Here is a 16,699-nt window from a genome sequence, read left to right on the forward strand (position 1 = left end):
TTTTGGCTAGTCGGCTCTTATACTAACCATTAAAAATTGATTTGACAGGTTATTTTGATATACGTTATGATTATTGCACCTTGTTTAGGAGAGGAAGAAGAATCGTGACGAAAAGAACATTGACAGTATACTTCTCAAAAATGAGGGGGGAAGGGAGAAGTCCGCTGAAGGTGAGTATGATCGACACTTGGACGGGATTCGCAGGAGGCTTTCTTACGATTCTGCTGCTCGGGGCACTGACGAATGTAACGGATACCCTCTGGCTAATGGCACCTTTCGGCGCAAGCTGCGTGCTTGCGTTCAGCGTCTGGAACGCTCCGCTCTCTCAGCCCAGAAATATTATTGGAGGACATCTCATCAGCTCCTTCACAGGGCTAGTCGCCTATCATTGGATAGGGGACGATCCTTGGGTTATCGGACTTGCCGTTGGCCTCTCCATTGCACTCATGATGCTGACGAAGACGACGCACCCTCCTGCTGGAGCAGATCCGCTGGTTATCATTATTGGCGGCTACAGCTTTTCTTATCTGCTCTCCCCCGTTCTCATCGGATCATTGCTCATTGTTGCGATGGCGCTTGTTATCAACAATCTGCATACCGCTCGTCGTTACCCTACTTTCTGGATGTAGATGTATCAGACCGATTCCGAATCTTTTTCGATTTGTTCACAACTGGACAGTTTGCCAAGCGGCCGAACTTGCTATAATAATGGCAACTATTGAAGCAACAGGAGAATGAACATGAGCGAAATCGCAACAGAAGGACTCCTATATAAGCAAGCGGAGCAATACATTCGGGAAAGCTACCATGAGAGGAGCGTTCCCCAATCTCAGATGCTCGCCCGGCTATCCGACATTCGCGATGAGATTAACGAGATCGGCACTTATAACCATACCATCGAAGAACTGACTTACGGTGCAAAGCTGGCTTGGCGGAACAGCAACCGCTGCATCGGCAGACTGTTCTGGGAGTCGTTGACCGTCATTGACGCCCGGCATGTGACGAATACGGACGAGATGGCCCAAGTGCTGTTCCGTCACATCCGGGAGGCGACGAACGAAGGACGCATCAAGCCGATGATCTCCATCTTCCCGCCCGCTTCCAGTCGAGCAGTGAAGCCTCCCCGAATATGGAATCATCAGCTGGTCCGCTATGCCGGTTACGAGACAGAGAGCGGTGTTATTGGCGACCCTGCATCCGTCGCTTTCACCACAACCTGCTTGTCCCTCGGCTGGCGGGGAGCGGGAAGCGCCTTCGACGTCCTTCCCCTAGTTCTCAGTCTGGAGGACGGGGAGCCCAGCCTGTACCCTATTCCGGAAGAGCTGGTAAAGGAAGTGCCGATAGCCCATCCTCATATTGAAGGAATCGGTGAGCTCGGCTTGAAGTGGTATGCTGTGCCGTTCGTTGCAGATATGCGCCTGGAGATCGGAGGCATTCATTATACGGCCGCGCCGTTCAACGGCTGGTATATGGGAACAGAGATCGGCGCACGCAATCTGGCGGATGACGACCGATACAACATGCTGCCCGACATCGCGGCAGCCATGGGGCTGGACACGACCAGCGCATTCACGCTGTGGAAGGACCGGGCACTTGTGGAATTGAATATTGCCGTGCTGCATTCCTTCAGGGAACATGGCGTTACCATCGTCGATCACCATACGGCGGCGGGACAGTTCAAGCGATTCCAGAAGAATGAGAACGATAACGACAGGGATGTGACCGGACGCTGGTCATGGCTCATCCCGCCGCTCTCTCCTGCGACTACGCACCTGTTCCACTCATCCTTCGACGACGAGATCAAGCTGCCCAATTACTTCTATCAGAATTAGAACGACGCAAGTTCGAGCAAGCAAATGATTTATAAAAAGAGCCTCCATCCACTATTAGGTGGAGCTGGAGGCTTCCTCATATGTCCGATCATTTCTTTGTCTCTATTCCCCTTGCTGATCGTAAGTACCCGGTCTGACCGTCTTCACATCGTACATCTTCACCGTAGAGCGGATCAGGTAACTCGGCTTCTCATCGTTCCGTGCCGCTTTATGGCCAGCGATGTGAACGGGGTCCTTCTCCCAATTTTTCCACGCTTCCTCGGATTCCCAGCGAATCATCGCCACCACTTCCTCGGAGTCCTTATTTCGTTTATTGACCATAACTGTGCGGTCGATAAGTCCTTTCATCGTCTCGATATGCCCCGGCTGGCTGAATCGCTCCACGACTTTATCGGCATGGCCTGACTGTACGACAATCGTTCGAATTTGTATGAGCATAAATCATGTCTCCTTTAGAATGGGTTGTTCAACCCCCACTATAAACGATAACGATTATCATAGTCAAACCTTTTTGTCCAGCTTTAAGCCGATATCACCAATCGTTCCACCCAACCTTTTAAGCAATTGCTGCTGTTCTGTTCCTCTCTGCGACTACCCCTGCCACGTTTGCTGCAAGCGATAACGGTGTCCGCAAAATTTGCATTGGAAAACGACGCTATCTTCTCCCACTGTCACCGACAACGTATCGTCATCCTCCAGTTCCAAATACTCTCTTCCCGCTTCATCCCGGTCACCCGCTGTAAAAAATACGGCTTTGTTGCCGCAAATACATTCCAATTGCATCATGCCTTCTACACTCCTCCACTCAATTGACCCGCAGCACATCAGCCAATCCAATCACGTTTTGCTTGACCTCATCCGTACCCGGTTGCTTTCGCCAATGCCATTCATTGCTTACTTTCCCTTGCTTCGTTATAATAATCGATGACATGTTGCGATACAAGTACGATTAACATGATGTTATTAGGGAAGGAACATTACGAATGTACATAGCAGACCAATGGACAGACTTTGAAGTGATCGATACGGGAGACGGAGAGAAGCTGGAACGGTGGGGAAGTCACCTTCTACGCAGGCCCGATCCGCAAATTATATGGCCGATAGCCGACGAGAGCGGACAGTGGCTGAAGGCGGACGGGCGTTACTTCCGCAGCTCTTCCGGGGGCGGCAAGTGGGAGATGCGCCCGGACTTGCCGGAGAGATGGACGATCTCTTACGGGGATCTCCGCTTCCATATTAAGCCGACCAGCTTCAAGCATACCGGATTGTTCCCGGAGCAAGCTGTGAACTGGAGCTGGATGATGGACAAAATTCGTGCAGCGGGACGACCGATCCGCGTTCTGAACCTGTTCGCTTATTCCGGCGGGGCGACTGTAGCTGCGGCTTCGGCGGGTGCCGAGGTGTGCCATGTCGACGCGGCCAAGGGAATGGTGCAGTGGGCCAAGGAGAATGCACAGCTGTCGGGTCTGGAAGATGCGCCGATTCGGTACATTACGGATGACGTCTTCAAATTCGTGCAGAGGGAGCAACGCCGAGGCCGCCAATACGACGCCATCATTATGGACCCTCCATCATACGGACGCGGACCGAAGGGCGAGACCTGGAAGCTGGAGGAGAGCCTTTACCCGTTCCTGCAGTCCTGCACGACCATATTGAGCGACAATCCGCTGTTCATGCTCATCAATTCCTATACGACTGGGCTTTCGCCTACGGTGCTTCATAATCTGCTGCACGCAACGATGAAGCAGCGCTACGGCGGGTCAATCAGCTGCGGCGAGATCGGGCTGCCGATTACGAGATCGGGCTTGCACTTGCCATGCGGCATACTGGGCAGATGGGAATCATGATACGCATTCCCATCCTGTATGAAGATAATCACTTGCTCGTCGTCGCCAAGCCTCCTGGCATTCCCTCACAGGAGGATGAATCGGGAGACCCCGATATGCTGACGCTGCTCAAGCAGGATTTGAAGGAGCGGTACAACAAGCCCGGCAACGTCTTCCTGGGACTCGTACATCGCTTGGACCGCCCCGTCGGCGGTGTAATGGTGTTCGCCAAAACATCCAAAGGCGCATCCCGATTGTCCGAAGCCGTTCGAAGCCGCCATTTCGGCAAAACCTATATGTGCATAACGCTGGAGACGCCTGATAAGGCTGAGGCTGAACTGCTCCATTACATCCGCAAGGATCAGAAGCGCAACCAAGTCGCCGTCTTCGATAAGCCGGCTCCTGAAGCGAAGGACGCCCGACTTACGTATCGCGTCGTTGCAGCCGGGGAAGGCGGCAGCCTCATTGCCGTCAAGCTCCACACCGGCCGACCCCATCAAATAAGAGCGCAGCTGGCGCATATCGGTTGTCCGCTTGCCGGAGATCTGAAATACGGCGCTGCAAGAGGTGCATTCTCCGGCAATATTGCGCTATGGTCGACGTCCGTATCCTTCCCCCATCCTGTCACCAAGGAACGAGTGACCTTCCGCTCCGTGCCGGATTCCGTCGGGATATGGAAGCGGTATACGAACGAACAGCTGGAAATCGCCGCCGCCTGCTTCGGGGTGAATGGCGCTTCCATTCCCTAAGAGAGGACGATACACATGAGGCTTAGCAGGAAAGCCAAATTATGGACGGCCATCGCCGTCCTTATGACGCTTACATTATTGGGCGTGCTCTACTTGCTGCTCGCTTATTCCGATCCCGGTCAGCCGCTCCGCCGTCATGCCACAGAAGGAGATGACGGACGGAAGCAAGAACTGTCTGCTCATTCTACTGAAGACCCTGCGCCAACGGCTTCTCCTCCTCCGACTCCTGAGCCTACCCCAGAATTTCTGGATGCCGTATGGATCGGCGTCGGCGACGTCATGAGTCATACGCCCCAGCTTCCCGGCGCTTACGATGCAACATCGAAAACATACAACTTCGATCCCTATTTTACAGAAGTAAAGCCGATATTGGAGCAAGGCGACTGGGTAATGGCCAATCTGGAGACGCCGATAGCCGGCGCTTCCTTCGGTTATACCGGCTATCCCTCCTTCAATGCGCCGGTCGAGCTGGCGGAAGCGCTGTACAATGCCGGCTTCAACCTGCTCTCGACAGCCAACAACCATTCACTGGACAAAGGCGAGAAGGGACTGCTGGCAACATTGGACAATCTGAGAGAGCTCGACTTGCAGCATGTAGGCACGGCCGCTTCCCAGGAAGAAGCCGATACGCTTGTCATCTCAGAGAAGAATGGCATCAAGATGGGGCTGCTCGCTTACACATACGGCACGAATGGCATCCCTGTACCGGAGGGCAAGCCTTATCTGGTGGCGCTAATCGATGAGGAGAGAATAAAAGGGGATATTAAGAGACTGCGCGATAACGGCGCCGATCTGGTTACGGTAGCACTTCATTTCGGATCGGAATATCAGACACAGCCGAACGAAACGCAAAAAACGCTGGCCCGCTCGCTGGCGGCTGCCGGCGCGGATATTGTTGCCGGATCTCATCCCCATGTCGTGCAGCCATATGAAATCGTCGACGCTTTCGATGAACAGGGGCGCAAGCGGCAATCACTCATCATTTATTCCATGGGCAACTTTATCTCCAATCAGCGGGGTGACTGGAAGGATTATGGCGTTATCTTCAAAGTTCATGTTCGTAAGCAGCTGCCGGAAGGCATCATCCAGCTCCGCGAAGTTGAAGCGATTCCTACGTGGGTGCATCGGTACAAGCCGGATCATGCCTACCGCTATCGTATTCTGCCTGTAGAAGAGACGGTTGCCGAGGCAACCGACGAGCTGCTCGCCCCCGAGCAGTATGCCACGCTCCAGAAGGACTTGGCTGTATTGAAGGAAAGACTGGACAGTATGAAATAAATAAATTATGAGCTTGCGACCTTCCCTAGCAAATAGACAAGAAGCTGTTGGTTATGGGACGAAATGCGATCCAGCGACTGCTCGATCAATCCGTTACGGATCGCTTTCCCCCGCGCCGCTTCCGTAATCCCCTTATCCGAGACAGCGATCCATACGAGCCGCCGATCCGCTTCATCCCGCTTCCGAACCAGCAGCTCGTTCCGCTCCATGCGATCCAGCAGCGTCGTAATTGCTGCCGGCGAGATGGACAAGTGCTGAATCAGGTCCGACGGCTTCATCGGATCCGTCGATTGCAGCAGCAGCTCAAGCACGTTCAGCTGGCTCTCCGTCAGCGGAGCGAGCGATTGCTCCAGATGAATTCTCCAATCCCGGGACAGCTTTGTCCACAACCGGGTGAAATCCTCCGCGATCATTATTCCACCTGCCCTCTATCAATTTATTTTTCTCCCTTCATTATAGCAATCGAAAATGTCGAATAAAAGGTTAATGCAATTAATAGTTTGCGCGATTAATCGATACAATCTCGAACCATTTGACAGACATAGACATATACTGAGACGACAGCCCAATGCCATGGGCGATTCGATAGCGGGGAGCGTGATTCCAATGGAGGAAAGAAAAGCTGAGGTTATCGCCCGGATTAAAGCGTATGGCATCATAAAAGACCCGCAATGGCTGGACCGCCCGGATGAGCTCGTGCCATTGTGGGTCATGCTTGAAGCTATGCTTGAACTAATTGAGCGGCTGGATCCGCCTAATCGGCCTTTTGACTAATGTCCGGTACGGTGCGAATGAAGGTGGAGACGATACGGTCTTCCTTCTCAATCGCATAAATCTGCTTGCCTACGGATTTCCGCTCATCGATCGGTGCCTTCTCGGAATTCGCCAGCTCCTTGCCGCCCTTCGCCGTAATCGCTACAATATCCAGCGGTTCGCGGCAGTAGTAAGCGGCTGCAATGGCAGTGCCGTTGGAACGGACGCGCTTGCCTTCCTTGAACTCGAACGTCTGCACGCCTCTTCCGCCCCGCCCCTGGATCGGATAATCAAGCAGCAACGAACGCTTGCCGTATCCGATGTCGGAGACGACCAGAATCTCGCCTTCATCATCGTTGACCCATAAGGCGGCGACCAGCTCGTCGTCCTTCAGCTGCATGCCTCTCACGCCGGTTGCCACTCTGCCCATAGCGTTCACTTCCGACTCCATGAATCGGATGCTCATGCCGCCTCGGGATACAAGCAGCAGCTGTCCTGAATTGTCACTCGTCGATACGCTTATAATCTCGTCGCCAGCTGCGACCTTGCAAGCCGCTACCGCCGTGGAGCGGCTAGTCATATACTCCTTCAGCTCCGTTCGCTTCACTTGGCCGCGCTTGCTGACGAACACGAGCGACAGCGGAGCGGAGAAGTCCTTCACCGGGATAACGCTGATGATGGAGTCATCCTTCTGCAGTGGCACGATATTGACGACAGCCGTGCCCGTATCCTTCCACTTGAACTCCGGAATGGCATGGACAGGCAAGGAGAAGTATTGGCCTTTCTTCGTGAACAGCAGCAGATTGTCAATCGTATTGACCTGCATCAGCGTCGTGATGACGTCGCCTTCCTTCACGCCTGCGCTGTCCAGCTCGCCGCCGGAGCGGGTGAAGGACAGCATGCTCGTCCGCTTCATGTAGCCGTCCTGGCTTAACGTGACGAGCACTTCCTCCGGCTGTACAAGCACCTCCAGATTCACCTTCAGCTCTTCCACCTCGCCCTGAATATCAGAGCGGCGTTCGATGCCGTACTTGTCGCGAATCTCGGTCAGCTCATCGCGAATGACGCCGAGCAGCTTCCGCTCACTGTCCAGAATCGACCGCAAGTACTGGATGCGCTTCATCGTCTCACGATGCTCCTTCTCCAGAGAAGTGATTTCCAGATTGGTCAGACGGTATAATTGAAGCGTCAGAATCGCATCCGCTTGGCGCTCCGTAAATCCGAACTTGGCAATCAGATTGTTCTGTGCATCGGAGCGGTTTTTGGAAGCCTTAATCGCCGCGATGACGTCGTCCAGAATATTGAGCGCCTTCACGAGTCCTTCCAATACATGCGCACGGTCCTCCGCCTTCTCCAGCTCGTAGCTGGTGCGGCATGTCACCACTTCCTTCTGGTGCTCCACGTAAGCGGCCAGCATCGCCTTCAAGCCCAGCTGCTGCGGCGCTTTGCTCACAATCGCCACCATATTGAAGTTGTAGGTCACTTGCAGATCCGTTTTCTTCAGCAGATAAGCCAATATGCCCGCGGCATCGGCATCTTTCTTCAGCTCGACGACGATTCGCAAGCCATTGCGGCCGCTCTCGTCCCTCACTTCGGCGATGCCCTCGACCTTCTTCTCCAGCCGGATATTTTCCATCGCCGTGACAAGGCGCGATTTCACGACCTGGTACGGAATTTCCGTCACGACAATTTGCTGCTTGCCGCCGCGAAGGTCCTCAATCGCCGTTTTGGAACGGACATGTATCCGCCCTTTTCCGCTCTCGTACGCTTCACGAATGCCTTCGCCGCCCATAATAAGTCCGCCGGTAGGGAAGTCAGGGCCCTTCACGATGTTCATCAGTTCCTCCAGCGTGATCGCGGGCGATTTCATATAAGCGATGCAAGCGTCGATGACTTCTCGCAGATTATGAGGCGGAATCTCCGTTGCGAAGCCTGACGAGATGCCGCTGACGCCATTGACGAGCAGATTGGGATATCTTGCCGGAAGCACGACAGGCTCCTTCGTCGTGTTGTCGAAGTTATCCTTGAACAAGACGGTCCGCTTGTCAATATCGCGAAGCAGCTCCATCGCGATCTTGGACAGCCTAGCCTCCGTATAGCGCATCGCCGCTGCGGGATCGTCGTCCAACGAGCCCCAGTTGCCGTGTCCGTCCACGAGGGGATGCCCCATCTTCCACGGCTGCGCCATGCGCACCATCCCTTCGTAGATGGACGAATCGCCGTGTGGATGATAGTTGCCCATCACATCGCCAACCGTCTTCGCCGATTTCCTGTACGGCTTGTCCGGTGTATTACCCGCATCGTACATCGCATACAGAATGCGCCGCTGCACCGGCTTCAGTCCGTCCCGCACGTCCGGAATGGCCCGGTCCTGAATAATATATTTGGAATAGCGCCCGAATCGGTCGCCTACGACCTCCTCCAGATACGCCGGCAAAAATTGCTCCAGAATACTCATTCACTTCTCTCCCTATTCTTCGTATTCCGTAAAATCGACATTTTCGATTATCCAGCGCTTGCGCGGATCAACCTTGTCGCCCATCAGCGTGGACACTCTGCGCTCCGCTTTGGCCGCATCCTCGATGCCGACCTGCAGCAGCGTTCTGGATTCCGGGTTCATCGTCGTCTCCCACAGCTGATCCGGATTCATTTCGCCCAATCCTTTGTAACGCTGCAGCTCGACGCCTTTGCCGAATTCCTTCATATAATTTTGCAGCTGCTCGTCGCTCCATGCATAACGGACCGTCTCCAGCTTGCCTGACTTTTTGGTCATTTTGTACAGAGGCGGCTGAGCGATATAGATTCGGCTGCTGTCGATAAGCGGCTTCATATACCGGTAGAAGAAGGTGAGCAGCAGCACCTGGATGTGTGCGCCGTCCGTATCGGCATCCGTCATAATAATGATTTTGTTGTAATTGCTCTCCTCCGCTTCGAATTCAGGCCCGACGCCCGCTCCGATCGCGGCAATGATCGCCTTGTATTCCTCGTTCTTCAAGATGTCGACCAGCTTCGCCTTCTCCGGATTCATCGGCTTACCCTTAAGCGGCAGAATCGCCTGATGCTTGGAATCGCGGCCTTGCTTGGCCGAACCTCCGGCAGAGTCCCCTTCGACGATGAACAGCTCGTTGCGGGTATAATCCTTGGATTGGGCCGGCGTCAACTTGCCGCCCAGATTGGAGCTTTCGCTCCGCTTCTTGCCGCTGCGGATTTCCTCACGCGCCTTGCGTGCCGCTTCCCTTGCCTTGGAAGCCTGAACCGCCTTCTTCAGAAGCGATTGTCCGACCTGCGGATTTTCCTCCAGGAAGACGCCCATATTGTCAGCCACTACCGCATCCACCGCACCGCGCGCCGACGAGCTGCCGAGCTGATCTTTTGTCTGGCCGACGAATTCCACCTCGGACATTTTAATGTTTATGACGGCCATCATGCCTTCCCGCAGATCGTTGCCATCCAGATTTTTATCCTTTTCCTTCAGCAACCCCGTCTTGCGTGCATATTCGTTCATGACGCGAGTATAAGCTGTCTTGAAGCCCGTCTCATGCGTGCCGCCGCCGCGGGTCGGAATGGAGTTGACGAACGAAGCCAACGTCTCCGTATAGCCGTCATTGTATTGAAGCGCCACCTCCACCTCAATATCCTCGCGCTCCCCTGTGAAATGAATCACGTCGTGAAGCACGTTCTTGTCCTCGTTCAAAAACTGGACGAATTGGCTGGCTCCGCCTTCGTAGTGGAACACGTCTTCCTTGCCGTGACGCTCGTCCTTGATCGTTACCTTCAAGCCGGAATTCAGGAAAGCAATTTCCTGAAGGCGCTCAGCGAGAGTGTCGAAATTAAAAGTCGTTCCGTTCTGGAACACCCGAATGTCAGGCTTGAAGGTAACCTTGGTTCCTGTGCGATTCGTATTCCCTGTCACTTCCAGACCCGTTACCGGCTCGCCTACATGCTCCTTGCCGGCGTCGTCAATCCAATACTCGTAGCGCTGCTTGTGCGTCTTGCCGTCGCGGAATATTTCCACCTCGAGCCACTCCGACAGTGCGTTCGTTACGGAAGCGCCAACGCCGTGCAAGCCGCCTGACTTCTTGTACCCGCCACCGCCGAACTTGCCTCCGGCATGAAGAATCGTGAAGACGACCTGCGGTGTCGGAATGCCCGTCTTGTGCAGTCCCGTAGGAATGCCCCGTCCATTGTCATACACCGTAATGGAACCATTCTTATGGAGCGTCACATCGATCGCATTGCAGAATTTGGCCAGATGCTCGTCCACTGCGTTGTCGACGATTTCCCATACGAGATGGTGAAGGCCAGAGGTGCTTGTGCTGCCTATGTACATGCCCGGCCGCTTCCTTACAGCGGTCAACCCTTCCAATACCTGTATGTCATCAGCCTCGTAATTTCGTTCCTTGGCTGGCGCGTTCGCGAATAAATCCAATTGTTCAGTCATGAGCTTCCCCCAATCAAAGTCCTCTTTGACATGCCTCAAGCTATTTTAAAGCAAAATATCCCCTTTAGTAAAGACAGTTTGCAGGATGCAGCCCGATATAAAGTAACATAATATGTGGATCATAGCAATGGTAATCGCTTGCTGGCCAGGACCAAGCCATTGCATTTTTGTGCGATTTTCCAGAATAGGCGGCCTGTTACCATGGTTTGCAATTGTGCCTCCGCTTATGCCATATCGGCGCAAATTCTCCGTAAGGAAGATCCGGCTAGGACGAGTCTGATCCACTCGACTTGGGTATTCGACTCGAACTTTATACACGCTGTAGAATTGAAAAAAGGGCTTTCGCCCTTATTCCGATGCCGCTGTTCACTTATACTTGCTCCAGTCCGAATCGCTGTTGTTCAGCAAATAGGAGAAGTCGTTCTCCAGCCGCTTCTGCTCCTGCCGTCGCGCTTCTTCCTTCTCCTTGCGTTCCTGATCCTCCCGCTTCGCTTGCTCCTGCTTCAGCTCGCCGGCCTTCGCTTGCAGTTTGTCCAGCACATCTGCGCCCAGCAGCTCCTTCAACGTAGTGCCGGTCCCGTCGCCATTCGAAGAAGCTGAACGGCTCTTGGCCGCTCCGGCGGATTGCCTTCCTTTCTTGGCCATCTCCTGTTCACCTGCCCCCATCTATTGTTGCTCGTATTGCACGTATAAGCTCTCCGCAGCCTGACGCGCAACTCCTCTTGCCTTCTCCGTATCGGATGCGGCGCTTAATGCGACGGCCATTCGTCTGCCCGGCTTCGTCTCCGGCTTGCCGAACAGCCTCACTTGAGTCCGCGGCAGCGCCAGGGCTTCTTCCATGCCGCCGATAGAGAAGGATGCGCACTCCCTGTCCGCTTTCAACGTATGGGAAGCTCCTGGCGTTAACAGCGCAATGGAAGGGATGGGAAAGCCCAATATGGCGCGAACATGCAAGGCGAATTCGGACAAGTCCTGCGTCACCATCGTGACCATCCCTGTATCATGCGGACGTGGCGACACCTCGCTGAACAAGACACCTTCGTCCGTAATGAACAGCTCCACGCCGTAGATGCCGTAACCTCCCAGCTCATTGGTGATCGCTTCCGCTATACTCTCGGCCTCCCGAATATGCTCCTGGCTCATCTCATGCGGCTGCCAGGATTCAATATAGTCTCCGTCCTTCTGCGTATGTCCGATTGGGGCACAATAAGCTGTGCCAGATACGGAACGGACCGTCAGCAGCGTAATCTCCGATTGGAATCGGACGAAGCCCTCCACGATGATGCGGCTCTTCTTCGCGCGGCCGCCATCCATCGCATAGTTCCAGCAGTCCGCCAGCTCTTCGCGGGAGCGGCAGACGCTCTGCCCTTTCCCCGACGAGCTCATAATCGGCTTGATGACGCAGGGATAACCCAGTTCCTCCGCTGCGGCCTCCAGCTGCTCCAGTGAATCGGCGAAGCGGTACGGCGCCGTCGGCAAGCCCAGCTCCTCCGCCGCCAATCTGCGAATGCCTTCGCGATCCATCGTCAATCTCGCTGCGCGCGCCGTCGGTACGACATGGTAACCTTCGCTCTCCAGTTCCACCAGCATATCCGTCGCGATCGCTTCAATCTCGGGTACGATATAATGAGGGCGCTCCTCTTCAATAATGCGGCGAAGCGCAGCTCCGTCCAGCATGTCCGTTACATAACTGCGGTGCGCGACACCCATTGCCGGTGCATTCGCATAGCGATCGACGGCAACCGTCTCCACCCCTAGCCGCTGCGCTTCCATGATGACTTCTTTCCCCAGCTCTCCTGAACCCAGCAACAACAATTTGCGCCCTTGCGGCGTTAGCGGTGATCCATACATCGTAAAGAAAGAACCTCCCTTTTTTCTTTCATTGTGGAGGTTCTTTCGATAAAAATCAAGACTTGAACGATCAGAAACGATACTGCGCCTCTATTAAGCCGTAATAGACACCCCGCCGGGACATCAATGCCTCATGATTGCCCTGCTCCACAATCTCGCCATGGTCCAGCACGACGATTTCATCGGCATGGCGAATCGTTGACAAGCGGTGTGCAATCATGAACGAAGTTCGTCCCTCCAGCAGCGTCTTGAGCGCTTCCTGGATTTTCAGCTCCGTCTCGGTATCAATGCTGGCTGTCGCTTCATCCAGTATAAGAATCTTCGGATCGGCCAGCAGCGCCCGGGCGAAGGAGAGCAACTGCCGCTGCCCCATCGACAGCACGTTGCCCCGCTCCTCCACTTGCGTGTCATAGCCGTCCGGCAGACCCATAATGAAGTCATGGGCATTCACGGCTTTCGCCGCTGCGACAATCTCCTCATGCGTTGCGTCCAGCCGGCCGTAACGAATATTGTCGCGTATGGAACCCGCGAAGATGAACGTATCCTGCATGACGATGCCCACCTGCGACCGCAAGCTGCTGATCGTCACGTCGCGAATATCCGTGCCGTCGATCCGCACTTTCCCTTGGACGGGATCGTAGAAGCGGCACAGCAAGTTGATGATCGTGCTTTTCCCGGAGCCGGTATGCCCGACGAGCGCAATCGACTGTCCCGCCTTCGCCTGCAGGCTGATCCCCTTCAGAGCAGGTCTGCCCTTCTCGTATTCGAATACGATATTGTCGAAGTGGACGTCTCCGCGAATAGATGGAAGCGGGAAGGCCTTCTCCTCTTCCGCGACAGTTGGCCTCTCATCGATAAATTCGAAGATGCGTTCCGACGAAGCCATAGCGATCAACAACTGCGCATACATTTGGCCAAGGCGGTTAATAGGCTCCCAGAAGTTGCCCATATAATTCGCGAAGGCGACCAGCAAGCCGACCGTGATAGCCGTACTCTGCACTAGCGTCGAACCGTACCAGAACAGAATGCATGTGCCGATCGCCGCCGTCACCTCAATAACCGGCCCGAAGGTCTGATTGAGCGCAGACGCCTTGTTCCACGACTTCAGGTTGATTCCATTCATCCCCGTGAAGAAGTTCATATTGTCCTTCTCCTGCACGAACGCTTGCGTCACCTTCATCCCTTGAATGCTCTCGTTGAGATGGGCGTTGATACGGGACTGCTTCATTCTGACATCCTGCCAGGCGAACCGGATGCGCTTGCGCAGCGAGGTCGACACAATGAACATGAGCGGGACGGTAATCATGATGGCAAGCCCCAGCTTCACATTAAGCATAAGCAAGATGATTACGATGCCGACAAGCTGAATGCAGTCCATCAGCAGGTTGACGACGCCGTTCGTGAACAGATCCTGCAGTGCGTTCACATCGTTCGTGACTCTGACGAGGACCGAGCCCGCCGGGCGCTTGTCGTAGAAGCGGAACGACAGCTGCTGAATGTGCTGGAACAGATGCTGCCGCAGATCGAATATGACCTTCTGTCCGATAATGCTCGTATGCTTGATCCGATACGTATTGGCCGCCCACTGGATGCCGTAGAGGAGCAGCATGGCCGCTCCCATCAGCACCAGTTCCAGCTTGCTGCCGGAGCCCTTCACCGGATCGATGATCCTGTCGATGACCAGCATCATCAGGAACGGGATGGACAGCCTGGTCAACGTTCCGACAATCATCATGGCGATGACAGGCATCAGTTGCTTCCTGTAAGGCTTCATATATGCGAACAATCGGCGCAGCTGTGACCAATTAAACGGCTTTTCAATCGCCTCGTCGTCTTGATACACAAAGCGTTCATTCCGGCTGCGGCCTTTCACATTCGTTCCCGCACTCATGACGTCATACTCCTTCTTCGCGCCGATTCGCTTCCGACGAATGCAGCTTCATCGTTGAGGAAATCGGCATATTGGATATTGTAGGTTTCCCGGTATAATCCAGGCTCGCGAATCAATTGCTCGTGCTTGCCGCGCTGGGCGATATGTCCGCCGTCCAGTACAATGATCTCGTCCGCATGCTTAAGCGATGAGATGCGGTGGGCGATAATGAACGTCGTTCTGCCTGCCATCAGCTGCTTGAAGCCCGCCTGAATCTCCTGCTCCGTCTCCATGTCGACTGCGCTTGTGGCATCATCCAGTACGAGAATGCGCGGATTTTTAATAAACGCTCTTGCTATCGCTATCCGCTGCTTCTGACCGCCCGATAAGCCCATCCCCCGCTCGCCTACGATCGTATCGTAGCCGAGGGGCATCTCCATGATGAAATCATGGGCTTTCGCCAGCTTCGCCGCCTGGACAATCTCCTCGTCGCTGATGCCTGCGACGCCGTAAGCAATGTTGTCGCGAATGGAAGCGGAGAACAGGAATGTCTCCTGGAAGACCGGCGCAATCTGGCGCCGCAGCGATGCCACGTCCAGGTGGCGTATGTCGATGCCGTCGAGCGTAATGCTGCCCTTCTTCACATCGTAAGCCCGCATAAGCAGCTGGATGATCGTCGATTTCCCTGAGCCGGTGGCTCCCAGCAGACCGATCACGCTGCCTGGAGAGGCATCAATATCGATATTCGTCAGCGCAGGCGATTTGTCTGGATAATGGAACACGACATCGTTGAATTTGACATGTCCTTTCACTGCCGATTCGTCCAGCACAAGCGCGTCAGCTTCATTTTTGATATGAACATGCTCATCCAGCAATCCGAGCACCCGTTCCCCGGAAGCCTTGAATTGTGTGTAGTTGTTAATGTGGAAGCCAAGGCCCCACATCGGTCCGATAATGAACCAGATCAAGCTAAAGAAGGCAACGAATTCCCCCAGCAGCAGCGACTTCTGAATGACGAGCAGTCCGCCTGCTACTAGCAGAATGACTGCGCTCATGTTGGCCACCAGCTCCATCACCGGGAAGTAACGTGCCCAGATGGCCGCTGCCCCGATCTGATTACTCTGATAGGCTTCGCTTCGAACCGAGAATTTGGACACTTCATGCTCTTCTCTGGCATACGACTTCACGGTGCGTACTCCGGTGATATTCTCCTGTACAGCAGTCGTCAAGTTGCTCATCGCCTGGCGCATCTCACGGAATGCGGGATGAATATGACGCTCGAAGCGAATGGCCAGATACCCCAGGAGCGGAATCGTCAGCAACGTGAACAAGGTTAGCTGCCAATGGATGGACAGCATCATAATTCCGCCGAACAGCACCATCAGAATCATATTGAGTATTTGGGCGAAGCCGAAGCCGATAAAGTTGCGGATCGCTTCCAGATCCGCGGTCAGCCTGGACATCAGATCTCCTGTCTTTGCTCTGTCGTAATACTGAAAAGATAAATGCTGCAGCTTGTTGTACAGCTCATTGCGCATGCTGTACGCAACCTGATTGCCCAATCGGCCACCGAAGAAGCCGTGCAGAAATTGATTAAGCGCCTTCAGCGATATGACGCCGACGACAGCGAGCGCAAGCATCGGCACCTGCTCGAATCGCTTCGGCGTAATCACCTCATCAATTAGATAGCGCAATAGATTGGGGTATACCAATCCCAGCGCTGTGGCGCACATCAGGAAGAAAATCGATGCAATCAGTTTCTTCCTCTCCGGCATGTAGAAGGCTTTAAGCCGCCTCAGAACGTCCAACGAAATCCCTCTCCCTATCCCCAATATTTTGATTTCATAAGTTATGAATGAATATTATCAGCATCGCTATAGAGGAGCAAACACGATAATCCGGTCAAAAACACACCGTTTTCGCGAAATAAGGGAAAAGTTGAATGGGAAGGGGGAATTGCTTCATAATCATCTCGGTTGAACATCTACATGTGTGTATTCCTCCGTTTTTGCACAGAAACACACAAAAAACAAAAAAAATCCGCAAAATATAATCCTCCATCTGCCTATACAAAATAACCCCGCAAAAAGGGGGGGGGG

General features: G+C 54.1%; 15 protein-coding genes. 6 read left to right on the top strand and 9 right to left on the bottom strand.

Annotated elements, in window-relative coordinates; all coding sequences use genetic code 11:
* The first annotated feature begins 140 nt into the window (after positions 1-140).
* Together M6D81_RS05995 and M6D81_RS06000 are read left to right on the top strand one after the other, a co-directional pair.
* Entirely contained in the window at positions 141-629 is a 489-nt protein-coding gene (locus tag M6D81_RS05995; RefSeq protein WP_410795700.1) for an HPP family protein, read from the top strand.
* A 105-nt stretch (positions 630-734) separates the two neighbouring features.
* On the top strand, positions 735-1,832 hold the full coding sequence (locus tag M6D81_RS06000; protein ID WP_410795697.1) for a nitric oxide synthase oxygenase: 1,098 nt from the start codon (positions 735-737) through the stop codon (positions 1,830-1,832).
* Positions 1,833-1,934: 102 nt separating this feature from the next.
* Here M6D81_RS06000 and M6D81_RS06005 read toward each other — a convergent pair whose 3' ends face one another.
* Positions 1,935-2,270 carry an antibiotic biosynthesis monooxygenase gene (locus M6D81_RS06005; protein WP_262675916.1) on the bottom strand — a complete coding sequence of 112 codons (336 nt, stop codon included), beginning with the start codon at positions 2,268-2,270 and terminating at the stop codon, positions 1,935-1,937.
* A gap of 153 nt (positions 2,271-2,423) precedes the next feature.
* Positions 2,424-2,618, bottom strand: a complete 195-nt coding sequence (locus M6D81_RS06010; RefSeq protein ID WP_262675917.1) for a hypothetical protein — start codon at positions 2,616-2,618, stop codon at positions 2,424-2,426.
* Positions 2,619-2,815: 197 nt separating this feature from the next.
* Here M6D81_RS06010 and M6D81_RS06015 point away from each other — a divergent pair, with 197 nt between their 5' ends.
* Genes M6D81_RS06015 through M6D81_RS06025 form a run of 3 tightly spaced genes read left to right on the top strand, consistent with a single transcriptional unit; the run spans position 2,816 to position 5,685 of the window.
* The gene (locus M6D81_RS06015; RefSeq protein ID WP_262675918.1) at positions 2,816-3,679 is read left to right on the top strand and encodes a class I SAM-dependent methyltransferase; all 864 of its coding nucleotides are present in this window, start codon (positions 2,816-2,818) and stop codon (positions 3,677-3,679) included.
* Positions 3,676-4,407 (top strand): RluA family pseudouridine synthase, encoded by a 732-nt coding sequence (locus tag M6D81_RS06020; protein WP_262675919.1) that lies wholly within the window; start codon positions 3,676-3,678, stop codon positions 4,405-4,407. The genes M6D81_RS06015 and M6D81_RS06020 overlap by 4 nt, the downstream gene beginning before the upstream one ends.
* A 15-nt stretch (positions 4,408-4,422) precedes the next feature.
* Positions 4,423-5,685 carry a CapA family protein gene (locus M6D81_RS06025; RefSeq protein WP_262675920.1) on the top strand — a complete coding sequence of 421 codons (1,263 nt, stop codon included), beginning with the start codon at positions 4,423-4,425 and terminating at the stop codon, positions 5,683-5,685.
* Positions 5,686-5,690: 5 nt separating this feature from the next.
* Here the strand turns inward: M6D81_RS06025 and M6D81_RS06030 are convergent, their stop codons facing one another.
* Positions 5,691-6,098, bottom strand: a complete 408-nt coding sequence (locus M6D81_RS06030; RefSeq protein ID WP_262675921.1) for a MarR family winged helix-turn-helix transcriptional regulator — start codon at positions 6,096-6,098, stop codon at positions 5,691-5,693.
* Positions 6,099-6,291: 193 nt separating this feature from the next.
* Between M6D81_RS06030 and M6D81_RS06035 the strand changes: the two genes are divergently transcribed.
* Positions 6,292-6,459 carry a hypothetical protein gene (locus M6D81_RS06035; RefSeq protein WP_262675922.1) on the top strand — a complete coding sequence of 56 codons (168 nt, stop codon included), beginning with the start codon at positions 6,292-6,294 and terminating at the stop codon, positions 6,457-6,459.
* On the opposite strand, the gene gyrA is transcribed toward M6D81_RS06035, so the two are convergent.
* The 6 genes from gyrA to M6D81_RS06065 form a co-directional block, all read right to left on the bottom strand.
* Positions 6,440-8,896: a DNA gyrase subunit A gene (gyrA, locus tag M6D81_RS06040; RefSeq protein ID WP_262675923.1), complete on the bottom strand. Its 2,457-nt coding sequence runs from the start codon at positions 8,894-8,896 to the stop codon at positions 6,440-6,442. The two genes, M6D81_RS06035 and gyrA, sit on opposite strands and share 20 nt — an antisense overlap.
* Before the next feature lie 12 nt (positions 8,897-8,908).
* On the bottom strand, positions 8,909-10,879 hold the full coding sequence (gene parE / locus M6D81_RS06045) for a DNA topoisomerase IV subunit B (RefSeq protein ID WP_262675924.1): 1,971 nt from the start codon (positions 10,877-10,879) through the stop codon (positions 8,909-8,911).
* 366 nt (positions 10,880-11,245) lie between these two features.
* Entirely contained in the window at positions 11,246-11,524 is a 279-nt protein-coding gene (locus M6D81_RS06050) for a YqkE family protein (protein WP_262675925.1), read from the bottom strand.
* Positions 11,525-11,545: 21 nt separating this feature from the next.
* Positions 11,546-12,730, bottom strand: coding sequence for a formate-dependent phosphoribosylglycinamide formyltransferase (gene purT / locus M6D81_RS06055; RefSeq protein ID WP_262675926.1), 1,185 nt, complete (start codon positions 12,728-12,730; stop codon positions 11,546-11,548).
* Positions 12,731-12,800: 70 nt separating this feature from the next.
* Positions 12,801-14,621 carry an ABC transporter ATP-binding protein gene (locus M6D81_RS06060; protein ID WP_262675927.1) on the bottom strand — a complete coding sequence of 607 codons (1,821 nt, stop codon included), beginning with the start codon at positions 14,619-14,621 and terminating at the stop codon, positions 12,801-12,803.
* On the bottom strand, positions 14,618-16,408 hold the full coding sequence (locus tag M6D81_RS06065; RefSeq protein ID WP_262675928.1) for an ABC transporter ATP-binding protein: 1,791 nt from the start codon (positions 16,406-16,408) through the stop codon (positions 14,618-14,620). Before M6D81_RS06065 ends, M6D81_RS06060 begins: the two co-directional genes overlap by 4 nt.
* Between the last annotated feature and the right edge of the window lie 291 nt (positions 16,409-16,699).

Origin of the sequence: Paenibacillus sp. J5C2022 (assembly GCF_025567625.1) — a bacterium.
GTDB lineage: Bacteria > Bacillota > Bacilli > Paenibacillales > Paenibacillaceae > Pristimantibacillus.

Excerpts from the sequence above, each read along its gene's own strand:
- M6D81_RS05995 (WP_410795700.1), top strand. The coding sequence starts at position 141 with ATGAGGGGGGAAGGGAGAAGTCCGCTGAAGGTGAGTATGATCGACACT.
- M6D81_RS06000 (WP_410795697.1), top strand. The coding sequence starts at position 735 with ATGAACATGAGCGAAATCGCAACAGAAGGACTCCTATATAAGCAAGCG.
- M6D81_RS06005 (WP_262675916.1), bottom strand. The coding sequence starts at position 2,270 with ATGCTCATACAAATTCGAACGATTGTCGTACAGTCAGGCCATGCCGAT.
- M6D81_RS06010 (WP_262675917.1), bottom strand. The coding sequence starts at position 2,618 with ATGATGCAATTGGAATGTATTTGCGGCAACAAAGCCGTATTTTTTACA.
- M6D81_RS06015 (WP_262675918.1), top strand. The coding sequence starts at position 2,816 with ATGTACATAGCAGACCAATGGACAGACTTTGAAGTGATCGATACGGGA.
- M6D81_RS06020 (WP_262675919.1), top strand. The coding sequence starts at position 3,676 with ATGATACGCATTCCCATCCTGTATGAAGATAATCACTTGCTCGTCGTC.
- M6D81_RS06025 (WP_262675920.1), top strand. The coding sequence starts at position 4,423 with ATGAGGCTTAGCAGGAAAGCCAAATTATGGACGGCCATCGCCGTCCTT.
- M6D81_RS06030 (WP_262675921.1), bottom strand. The coding sequence starts at position 6,098 with ATGATCGCGGAGGATTTCACCCGGTTGTGGACAAAGCTGTCCCGGGAT.
- M6D81_RS06035 (WP_262675922.1), top strand. The coding sequence starts at position 6,292 with ATGGAGGAAAGAAAAGCTGAGGTTATCGCCCGGATTAAAGCGTATGGC.
- gyrA (WP_262675923.1), bottom strand. The coding sequence starts at position 8,896 with ATGAGTATTCTGGAGCAATTTTTGCCGGCGTATCTGGAGGAGGTCGTA.
- parE (WP_262675924.1), bottom strand. The coding sequence starts at position 10,879 with ATGACTGAACAATTGGATTTATTCGCGAACGCGCCAGCCAAGGAACGA.
- M6D81_RS06050 (WP_262675925.1), bottom strand. The coding sequence starts at position 11,524 with ATGGCCAAGAAAGGAAGGCAATCCGCCGGAGCGGCCAAGAGCCGTTCA.
- purT (WP_262675926.1), bottom strand. The coding sequence starts at position 12,730 with ATGTATGGATCACCGCTAACGCCGCAAGGGCGCAAATTGTTGTTGCTG.
- M6D81_RS06060 (WP_262675927.1), bottom strand. The coding sequence starts at position 14,621 with ATGAGTGCGGGAACGAATGTGAAAGGCCGCAGCCGGAATGAACGCTTT.